The 9,891-nt window shown below is 58.6% G+C and carries 8 protein-coding genes and 1 pseudogene; 8 read left to right on the forward strand and 1 reads right to left on the reverse strand.

The features are described from left to right. The first annotated feature begins 150 nt into the window (after positions 1 to 150). Complete coding sequence (xrtV, locus tag ACOVQ0_RS02645; protein ID WP_421879914.1) at positions 151 to 1,038, forward strand: exosortase V; 888 nt, start codon at positions 151 to 153, stop codon at positions 1,036 to 1,038. Here xrtV and ACOVQ0_RS02650 read toward each other — a convergent pair whose 3' ends face one another. Beyond that, positions 1,039 to 1,293 (reverse strand): XrtV sorting system accessory protein, encoded by a 255-nt coding sequence (locus ACOVQ0_RS02650; RefSeq protein WP_421879918.1) that lies wholly within the window; start codon positions 1,291 to 1,293, stop codon positions 1,039 to 1,041. 96 nt (positions 1,294 to 1,389) lie between these two features. Here ACOVQ0_RS02650 and ACOVQ0_RS02655 point away from each other — a divergent pair, with 96 nt between their 5' ends. From ACOVQ0_RS02655 to ACOVQ0_RS02685, 7 genes and pseudogenes are all read left to right on the forward strand, one after another. Next, on the forward strand, positions 1,390 to 2,238 hold the full coding sequence (locus tag ACOVQ0_RS02655) for an EpsD family peptidyl-prolyl cis-trans isomerase (RefSeq protein ID WP_421879922.1): 849 nt from the start codon (positions 1,390 to 1,392) through the stop codon (positions 2,236 to 2,238). An 821-nt stretch (positions 2,239 to 3,059) separates the two neighbouring features. After that, a complete protein-coding gene (locus ACOVQ0_RS02660; protein ID WP_421879925.1) occupies positions 3,060 to 3,932 on the forward strand; it encodes a hypothetical protein in 873 nt (290 codons plus the stop codon). A gap of 170 nt (positions 3,933 to 4,102) precedes the next feature. Further along, a complete protein-coding gene (locus ACOVQ0_RS02665; RefSeq protein ID WP_421879929.1) occupies positions 4,103 to 4,600 on the forward strand; it encodes a TIGR02281 family clan AA aspartic protease in 498 nt (165 codons plus the stop codon). Positions 4,601 to 5,281: 681 nt separating this feature from the next. Next, the gene (locus ACOVQ0_RS02670) at positions 5,282 to 6,553 is read left to right on the forward strand and encodes an HD-GYP domain-containing protein (protein ID WP_421879932.1); all 1,272 of its coding nucleotides are present in this window, start codon (positions 5,282 to 5,284) and stop codon (positions 6,551 to 6,553) included. A gap of 106 nt (positions 6,554 to 6,659) precedes the next feature. After that, positions 6,660 to 7,447, forward strand: a pseudogene (locus tag ACOVQ0_RS02675) (IS5 family transposase). A 476-nt stretch (positions 7,448 to 7,923) separates the two neighbouring features. Continuing rightward, entirely contained in the window at positions 7,924 to 8,550 is a 627-nt protein-coding gene (locus ACOVQ0_RS02680) for a PEPxxWA-CTERM sorting domain-containing protein (RefSeq protein ID WP_421879935.1), read from the forward strand. An 87-nt stretch (positions 8,551 to 8,637) separates the two neighbouring features. Continuing rightward, positions 8,638 to 9,660, forward strand: a complete 1,023-nt coding sequence (locus ACOVQ0_RS02685; RefSeq protein ID WP_421879938.1) for a cell wall hydrolase — start codon at positions 8,638 to 8,640, stop codon at positions 9,658 to 9,660. Positions 9,661 to 9,891: the final 231 nt, after the last annotated feature.

A 9,891-nucleotide genomic window follows, 5' to 3' on the forward strand; every position in this document is an offset into this window, starting at 1 on the left:
TGACCGCAAAGAAACAATGCGGGGGAGGCACTCCCCTCACTGGCAGGCTGGTCAAGCCAATTAGATCCGAGGGACCGCTTGCCCGCGTCGCCTTATAGAGTCTATGGCGTTTTCGTTCCTGTCAGTTAGGAACTGGAGCAAAGGTAGAATTTGGCACACGAACAATCTAGCGAACGGAGAACGCCGCAGCTGCTGTCGCTCGCCCTCCAAAGCTGGCCTATAGTGATCGGCCTTACTGCGGTCACGTTCCCGACATGGAAGTATATAACGACGCAGAGTTGGTCGACCGAGCAGGGCTCTCACGCTCCCTTGGTGTTGGCATCGGGCCTGTGGCTTCTCAATCACCTTCGAGGTGAGACCCGACCAATTCAACAGCGCCCGCCTGGAGCTTGGGCTTTTGTCGCGATCGCTTCAATGGCAGTGGCTATGGTGCTGTTTCGCACTGCTGCGGTTATCGAACTCGAGGTCTATGCTCTCTACGGCCTTTTCGTTGCCGTACTCTATTCCTTTATCGGCTTGCGTGCGCTGAAAGCTCTGTGGTTCCCACTTCTCTATCTGGTCTTCGCCGTTCCCCTACCCGACAGCCTGGTCGCCGCGGTTACCAATCCTCTCAAGCTTTGGATCAGCGAGAGTGCAGTCAATTTGCTCTACGTCGCTGGCTATCCGATCGCTAGCTCGGGGGTCACGATCCAGATCGGCCAATACCAGCTTCTGGTTGCAGCGGCCTGCGCAGGACTGAATTCTCTTATTACCCTGACAGCACTGACCCTGTTTTATGTCTACGTGAGCCATCGGGCTGAGTGGCGATACATGCTAGCACTGGCAGTGGCCGCGGTCCCCATCGCGATCTTCTCAAACCTCGTCCGCGTCCTGATCCTGATTATGCTGACGTATTATGCCGGTGATGCCGCAGCTCAGGGCTTCCTGCACAACTTTGCCGGGATGACCACCTTTGCCGTCTCGCTGGTATCAATCTACCTCATCGACAAGTTAGCGCAGCGAACCATCGCCTTGCTAGCTGAACGAAGGGGCCAGTGATCAGTCCCGCCCCGCGTTTGAACGATCGAATGGTTTCAAAACGAAGTGGATGTAAGCCATCACGGCCACAAGAAGCCCGACTGCAGGGAGCGTGAAGCCCTCATTGCCGAGATAATTAGAGACTGCGCACCCAGCAGCCGGCGGCAGATAATGCAAGATCTTGTCCTGCGGCTCTTCTTCCGAGGACCGCTGCAAGAACAGTACGGCTAGGCCAGCGAAGACTGCAACCGTGACCCAATCGTAGACAGTTTCCATTTTTTGATTCCTCGATCCCGATAACGTCCAATAAATAGGCTCTTGCAACCCCGTGTCGAAAGCCGCAATGGGCGTCGAGGGATTTGGAGGGCGTAAGTGAAACATCTCTGGACTTCAAGACTGGCTCTGGTGGCCGCTTTGGGATTGAGCCTGCAGGCGTGCGGCGGTGAGCCGACCGGACAGGTCGTTGCCATCGTAAACGGCGAAGAAATCACTCAGGCTGAATTGAACGCCGAGATTGCCGAACTTCCCGGTGCACTTGCGGGCGACAAGGACGCAATTCGTCGCCAGGTTCTCCAGCAGATCATTGACCGCCGCCTCATGGCGCAAGTGGCAAAGGAAGAAGGGTTCGATCGCGACCCGGAGTACCTCAGCCGCGAGCGGCGGATGCGCGAAGGTCTGCTCGTGCAGATGTATGGGCAAAAGCAGGCTGAGAGCGTTCGGGTTCCGGATAGTGCCTCAGTCAAGAAGTATCTCGCCGCCAACCCTGGGAAGTTCACCGAGCGAGCTAACTATCTCGTCGACCAGATCGTGTTCGATATGCCGGGCGATCCCAAGGTTCTGAAAGCGCTTGAATCGGCCAAGACCTTGGCGGACGTCGAGCAGATCCTCGGCCTGTTCAAGGTAAAGTTTGCAAGAGGGGCAAACAGTCTCGACACGATCAATGTCCCGACGCCCGTTCTCAAGCAAATCCTCGCCCTGCCGCCGGGCGAGCCGTTTGTCATTCCCGGGCAAGGCCGTGTGTCAGTTAGTGTGATCACCGGGCGTCAGCCTGTGCCCACTAACGAGCAAGAGGCCGCACCGCTCGCCGCGCAGGAAATGCGATCTGAAAGCCTTGGCAAGCTCTTGCAGACCCGCTTGAGCGAAGCCCGCGCAAAAGCCGATATTTCCTATCAAGAGGGGCTGGCTCCCGCACCCAAGCAAGGTGCGGCGGCTCCGAAATAGAACAAGTAGCGTCGTCTTCAATCACACCAGCAGTGTGCCCCGACCTTGGAGCTTGATCTGCCTGAAGACCGCGTCCATATGAAAATGGTAAATTAACGAGGGCAGAGTGGGCGATCAGGAGACAACAGGCGTCCGAGCGGGATATCGCACAACCGTTGTGCTTCTCGCTTTGGGGCTGACCTCGATCGGGTTTACCCGCTTCGAGGACCGCGCAATCATCGGAGCGCCCGGATCTCCGGCGAGCGCCATGGTCGCGCTGACACAGCCCCCTGCCAGCGTTGACGGCGAAAACTACTCCGGTGAGCCAGACAACTCGGTATCGTTGTCCGACGCATCGCGTGTCCCCGCGAATCGGATACGCCGCGTCTTGCGTGATCGCGATGTTGCGAACGCCGCGGCACGACAGATCCTGGCGCCCGGCCCCATCGTTCCTGGTGCTGCTGCGCCGCTGGCCGAACCGGGCTCTGCCCCTGCGGCAAATAATGCGCTTACGCCAGTGCCAACGACGCTCGCCAACTTTGCACCGTCGGGGCCGCCATTGCCTGGGCAAGGTGTACCGCTATTCGCAGCAAACCTGCCTGCCAACGATGGTGGTGGCGGCACTGGCGGCGGCGGTGGAACAGGAGGCGGCGCTGGAGGCGGAACGCCTACGCCTACGCCCACACCTACGCCCACTCCAACTCCGGTAAGCCCGGTACCCGAACCAGGCACGTGGCTTATGCTCGTGATGGGGCTGTTCGCAGTCGGCGGTGCACTCCGCGCTCGTGGGCAAACAGAGCAGCTGCGAACGGTAAAGCGTGTAGGCTGACCAGGGGCTTTTTATGCGTTCTCCATCTTCGCAGAAGCTGATCAGGCTCGCTGCTCAAACCTTCACGCTTCTGTGCGGTATCTATTTTCTGTGGGAAGCGCTCAGCTATCGGGGGTTCTACAGTCGGCTGGCGGAGTTTCAGATCGCTCGCTTTGGCCAGTATGCGCCTCTCCTGACGTACCTCTTCCTTCTCTGCCTTTTCAGTCTCCCAGCTTTGCTCATTGCCTGGCTGTTGCTGCGGAAGCGGGACAAAGACACTCCTGTCGCACAAATTCTTGACCAACGTTTGGATCAGGCGCGGCGCCTGCGGCGCTTTCTCATCGCGCCCGGATTGACAGCCGCCTGCGTCGCTGCTGGTTTGCTCATCTACTCCGCCTTCGGTTTGCCGAGTCCGGAAGGGGAAACTCAGACAGTTTCAGCCAGCGAGATTGGTGCAGTAAGCATCAAGCAGGGCCCCGCGCGGCTTGTTGGCGGCGAGCTGGGCACAATCATCTTTTTTGGTCAGGACTGGTTTGTCGGCGACGATCGCATGGCATTCTCGCCGTACCGATCAAGCGGCGCGAGCACCGGGGCTGCCTCTGTCTTCGTGCAGCTGGAAGCCAGAACCAAGAGTGACGCCGAGAAAGTAACGCAGCAACCTTCTTGGTCGGGCATCATCGTCGAAGGGGGTCTGCCGGGCCCAGTGAGGGTGCTGTTCAACTACATGGGGGTCGGCATCACTACCCCGCACTACACTCTCTACGCTGACGAATATTCGCTCAAGATCCGGTATTGGCTGCAATCAATCCAGTGGGGGATCCTTGCGGTCTTCTTCGGTATTTTGGCTATTTGGCAGAACCGGTCGATCAAGAAGCTCGAGAAAATGCGAGATCAGCTCACGGTCTAACCGCGTTGCCCCCCTAAGTGCGGTGAGCAGATGCTTGAATTCTAGGCCCTCGCGAAAGACTGCATCGATCTAGCGAGAAACGCCAAGTTCACACTCGGCAATCAACCTGACTGTGCCGTTAACCATTGTCAGCAACACCGCTTGAACCCAGCTCCGGTTAGCAAGCGGCCATGTGGCATCTTGCTCTTATCGGCTCCGGCCTGCTGACAACGCTCCTGGGCGCAGCCGCTATAGGCGCAGCAAGCCCGGACAAAATCGTGGCCATGAATGCTCAGGCTGGCCCTGCCCTGCCCGGCAATGTCGATACGGTCCGTGCCATTGAGCGCGGTGCCGATGGGCTCTTCTACGTTGCAGCACAGACGCCATCTGGTCAGGCACGGCTGTTGGTGGACACTGGGGCTAGTCACGTCGTCCTAAGTCATACAGACGCCAGAAAGCTCGGCGCCCGGCTCCAGAGTGGCAAGCACAGCACAATCTCCACCGCAGCAGGCACCATCAATGCCGACTGGGTCGTGATCGAAAAGCTCGAAATAAACGGCCATATCCTGAAAGGCGTGCAAGCCGCTGTGCCGCGCAATGACGTCCAAACCTCACTTCTCGGGCAGAATGCCTTGGCGCAGTTCAGCGAAATTCGCATTCAAGGCGATCAAATGTCACTGCTCCGCTGACGCCAGAACAGCGCCTGTAAAAACGACGGACTGAGATCGGTCAATCCGCGTCCATCTGCCAACACAACCTATCACCGCTGCCGATGGCAGGGCCCTAGGCGGTAAACCCATAAACGGTCTTGAGGTTTGGCTACGGGCAAAAAGGGGAACCCGTAGATCGCGGCATAGGAAGGTCCCGGGGCATCGCCACTTACCATGATAAGTGCCCCGAAAACTACCTCGCCGCCGTGGAACTCATCCGTGCCCGCATCAGGTGTTCAGCGTAATGAGTCTTCGCCCTAGCTTGAGATCTTCATCAGGTTTGAGATTGCTGGCTATCCGTCTCCCGTATGATCGGTCGGGGGCTTTCCTTGCCCTTGTCGCCAGTGCTGTTGAGAGCGCCAAGACGGAGATCTGACAGTGTGCGTCCAAGACCTTACTCGACCGGCAGAGGCAGTTGGTCTCCGAGGGCCTGAGCGGCGCGTGCCATACGCAAAAAGCAATCGTTCGTCCTGCCCGCCATTGGGATCTCGGTTTATTCTGAGGCGGATGCCGCGAGATAAAGCGCAGTCTTAACAACCTCCATATTGGTTCCTCGGGGTTGCTATGTGTCTTACGTTCACTTCGTTTTTCTCGGCGGCGATGCATCGGTATCGGCGGGCATGAGACGATATCTCTCCGTAGCATTGGGAAGCTTACCGCGTGCTGAAGAAGATCCCTGTCGCAGACCTTGAGTTGGGTATGTTCGTACACAAGCTTGAGGGTAGTTGGTTCGATCATCCCTTCTGGAAGGCCAAATTCCTTCTCGAGGATGTGGCCAGGCTCAATGCGCTCAAAGAAAGCCGTGTGCAGTTTGTCATCATCGACGTCGCCAAGGGTATCGATGTAAATGAAAGGCCGGCTTCGGCCAAACCTGTCGCTGCTGGCACTGCATCCTTGGGAACGGCGCGGGCTCAGACCATCAAGCGTCGCGCGGCATTGCGGCTTGATGTTTCGCAGCCAGTATCGATGCAAGACGAGCTCTCGGTGGCAACGCAGATTGCCGACCATGGGCGCGAGCGGCTCGGGAAGATTTTCTCTGACGCGAAGCTCGGGAAGGCCCTTGATGTACGCAAGGTGGAGCCGGTGGTGAGCGACATCTTGGCCTCAGTAAGGCGCTGTCCTCAGGCATTCAGCGGTCTAATGCGCTGCAAGCTCAAGAATGAACAAATCTTTCGGCACGCCCTGTCCGTAAGTGCGTTGATGGTGGCTTTGGCCGATCGAATGAAGCTAAGTGGGCCTGAGATTTTCAGCAGTGGGCAAGCGGGCCTTCTGCTCGATATTGGGGTCAACTACCTACCCGGGATGGTTGATCCTTGGACTGGTGGTCGCCGACAAGCGGACGTGCCGGTTTGGCAGAGCCATGTACTTCTCGGTTACCGCGCATTGCAGAATGAAGAGGGCCTGCCTCAGACCGTGCTGGACGCGTGCCTCATGCATCACGAGCGTCTTGATGGCAGCGGCTTCCCGCAGCGCAGCGTTGGTGACGATATCCCCCGGATCGCGCGCATGGCTGCGATTTGCGATAGCTTCGAATTTCTGCTGGCTGGCGCCATGGGGAGACCCGCACTCGATCCGGCGGCAGCTGTCGCCGAGCTGCGCGCGCAGGTTGGCGCGTTTGACGAGGATATCCTGCGTCTTTTCGTGGAGACTGTGGGGCTTTTTCCCGTTGGGTCTTTCGTTGAGCTCTCCGACGGTAATCTGGCAATGGTTATAGACGAGGATCGCAAGGACCCTCTGCGGCCCGTTGTGCAAGTTTTCTACTCGTTGGAGCGCCGCGAGCGACTTCTTCCGCACCGTATTGCGCTCGCCCAGCGCGAGCCAGACAAGAGTATTATTGGGATCGCCGACCCTTCAGGTTTGGAGCTTCCCCCAGTTGCGCAACTACGCGAACTCGTATTCCTCAGTGCCTACCGCGCCCAAATGGCTGCTTGAGCAGAAGTATGAACCTTGGCGCGTTGGTTGGGTGAGATGGTGCCAGTCTTCTGGACAGGGTCCTAAGCGGTAAACTCATAGACGGTCTTGAGGTTTAGCGACCTGCATGATCCAGGCTTTCCCTTGCTATGGAGGCAGGGTCGCACGGCGGCGATACGAACTGAAGGACGGGAATGGTCGATCATTCAGCCGCTGCTACCGAACAAGCCATACGGCGTTCCCCGCGTTGATGACCGGCGGGTGCTGAACGGCATTCGTTGGCATTTCCAGACTGGCTCGCCGTGGGCGGAGATACCCGAGCGATACGGTCCCTCGACGATCTGCTACAACCTGTTCGTCCGCTGGCGCAAAGCCGGGGTGTGGGACCGGCTGCTTGCTGCGGTTTCCGCCGCCTTCGACGGCGAGATCGCGATGTTCCACTCCACCCGCGTCCGCGTCCACCCACACGGTGCGAGGAGCAAAATGGGGGGCCGCAAATTGCGGCATGGGACGTCGCCACGGCGCCCTCACGAGCAAGATTCATGCTCTCGTTGACGCTGACGGCCGTCCCGCCGCCCTGTGCGACTGACCGGCGGCCAAGTCCACTACAGTCAGGCAGCCGAAGCTCTGCTGTAGGCCATTCCGGAGGGAGCAACCCTGGTCGGCGACAAAGGGTCCGACAGCAACGCCATCTGTGACGCTGCCGCAGCCAAGAACGCTTAGGCCAACATCCCATCGCGGTCCAACCGCAAGCAAGGCGTCGTCCCTTAAGGATGGCTCTGTCGGCAGCGCAACCTCGCGGAATGCGTCTTCAACCGTATCAAGCACTTCCAGAGCATCGCCACTAGCCATGCCAAGTGCCCCGAAAACTACCTCGCCGCCGTAACACTCATCAGTGCACGCATCTGGCGCTGAGCGTAATGAGTCTACGCCCGTTGAGGACGTGTGACTTCGACGGCGCGACGTGAGCCCGCATCGAGGGCCGAAATGCAGCGACTCGCCTCCGATGCCGCCCCCTTGGAACTCTTGGTTACCTTAGGACACGAGCCCAGCACGGGCTAAGCTTGCGCCCTGCATAGTTAATTAACCATATTGTGTGTACCGATATGGAACAGATTTGATTTGCGCTGCAACGCACAAATCGGAGGGGCCAGCCCTATCCATCTGTTATAATGTCCTATTTGTTCGGGCCACACCACCCCTGAGTGATCCTGGCGCTTCAGCCAAGCCCCCTCGGGTGTTGACATACCGAGCGCGAGAATTAACAGACGGCTTAAGCAGGCTAGGTATAAGGTCTGATTCGGGGGCGCATCCAGATTTACGACACTTGTTCCGACCCCAAACCTGGGGGCGGCGAAGCTTAAGCGGCCGATTGATTGGAGAAGCTTGTTATGTGGAAGAAAATGATGATCCCGGCGGCTGCTGCCGCGGCGGTCCTCGCCTCGCCGGTCTCGGCTGCGACGACACTGAGTGTTCAAACTAACAACAACGCTGGTTGGGCAGTAATCACGCCCAACGGGTCGACCGTCACCCCGAACGTTGTCGCGCGGAACAGCGCTTGGGCAAACACCTCGTGGATCTCGACCGGCGCTTCGGGCTCTTCGAATGTCCCGGCGGGCCAGTACCGCTACATCTACACCTTGAGCCAGCCGGGCCTCTTCGGCCTGCTTTCGGGCCTGGTGTATGTCGACAACCGCTTGCTGAGCATCTTTGTGAACGGGAACCCGCTGAACGGCGTTAACTTCCCGCTGAACAGCAACGGCGGCGAGTTCCAGTTCCAGACTGCGAACGGCCGCCAGATCAACTTTGATCTCAGCAGCTTCGGTGTCATCAACTCGATCACGTTCGTGACCCGTAACGATGGGACCAGTGCTAACCCGGCAGGCCTTTCCGCCAACCTGAGCGCTCCCGCGATTCCGGAACCCGGCACCTGGATGCTCATGATCCTCGGCCTCGGCGCTGTTGGCTTCGCAATGCGTCGTCGCCAGTCGACCTCGGTTCGTATGCAATTCGCCTGATTTGCGCTAACGCGAAAAGTTCAGGGGGTCGGCGCATCGCTGGCCCCCTTTTCTTTTGATCGCTAAGTTTAAGCTAAGGTGGCGGAAATGACCGGTCATGGCAGCTCTGCCAACAGACGGCGAAACCTGATAGCGGCGCTGTCGGGAGCAATCATTCTCGGCTCAGCTCCGACCGCTTCGGCACAGCTGGAAATGATTGGCGCTGGGTCATTCGTCCCGGCTGTGGAGGTCCAGTTCGCAACGCTGGACAATCTCGATCCGGCCGAAAAGCGGCGCAATGAGATACTCAATGCGGCAATAGCAGCCAGTCCCCGGCTTGCCGTTCCAGCACCGAGATTCTCCCTAGCAGCGGCCGGAACTGATGCATTCGCTAGCCTTTCCGCGCTCGACTGCATGACAGCCGCCATCTATTTCGAAGCGGCAAACGAGCCGATCACAGGTCAGCGCGCTGTAGCCCAAGTGATCCTCAACAGGGTCAGACATCCCGCCTATCCCAATACGGTGTGCGGGGTCGTTTTTCAGGGCGCTGAACGCGCTACAGGATGCCAGTTCACCTTCACCTGCGATGGCTCTCTTGCTCGCCGTCCGAACTTGCAGCTTTGGGACCGCGCGCGAACGATTGCAGCGGCATCCCTGGGCGGTTTCGTCGAAACCAGCGTCGGGCACGCCACGCACTATCATGCTTCATATGTGCTGCCATACTGGGCCCCTAGGCTCACAAAGCTGACCGCGATTGGCTCCCACATCTTCTACCAATGGAAGGGCAGCTGGTCAGATCCATCCGCCTACACAGCTCGTTATACTGGCAAAGAAGTCATACCAGTTAGCGCACGAAGCACCTTGAACGGATATCTGCTCTCTGGCGCGCCGGACGAGGCGGAGGCTGCCCAATTGACCGCATCAACGCTGACCGGACATGCCAATCCTGACATTTCAGGCATGTCCGTCCAACCTGGACCCACGGGGCCCAAAAGCTCTGACACGCGTGAGAGAGCTCTCCCGGCCACAAACCTCACTGTTGCCAAATCTGAACTGATCGAGACGCGGGCGCGTCTCAAAGACAGCACTGCGCAGGTTTTGGCGGTCGGCCAGGGCAAACTCCCCAACTGAACACGCGTTCACCGCCAAATGTTCGGCTCGGATATAGCCGGCTGAATTCTTCTCTAGTGCCGCTTCGTTTTGCAAATGCTGATGCCAGCACCGCGAGCGAAATAAAGCCACGCGCAACCAAGAAGCTGCGCGGGCAGCCTCGGGTATGTCCGAGGAATGGGCAGAACCAGCGTATACATCTCTGGCTCGCACCGTCCCTAACCGGGAAAGCGGTGAGGCGCCGATTGACCC

It is taken from the genome of Novosphingobium sp., assembly GCF_049240505.1.
Taxonomy (GTDB): Bacteria; Pseudomonadota; Alphaproteobacteria; order Sphingomonadales; family Sphingomonadaceae; genus Novosphingobium.

Bases quoted from the DNA above. Each gene is read 5' to 3' on its own strand.
- ACOVQ0_RS02650 (WP_421879918.1), bottom strand. From the start codon at position 1,293: ATGGAAACTGTCTACGATTGGGTCACGGTTGCAGTCTTCGCTGGCCTA.
- ACOVQ0_RS02660 (WP_421879925.1), top strand. From the start codon at position 3,060: ATGCGTTCTCCATCTTCGCAGAAGCTGATCAGGCTCGCTGCTCAAACC.
- ACOVQ0_RS02665 (WP_421879929.1), top strand. From the start codon at position 4,103: ATGTGGCATCTTGCTCTTATCGGCTCCGGCCTGCTGACAACGCTCCTG.
- ACOVQ0_RS02680 (WP_421879935.1), top strand. From the start codon at position 7,924: ATGTGGAAGAAAATGATGATCCCGGCGGCTGCTGCCGCGGCGGTCCTC.
- ACOVQ0_RS02685 (WP_421879938.1), top strand. From the start codon at position 8,638: ATGACCGGTCATGGCAGCTCTGCCAACAGACGGCGAAACCTGATAGCG.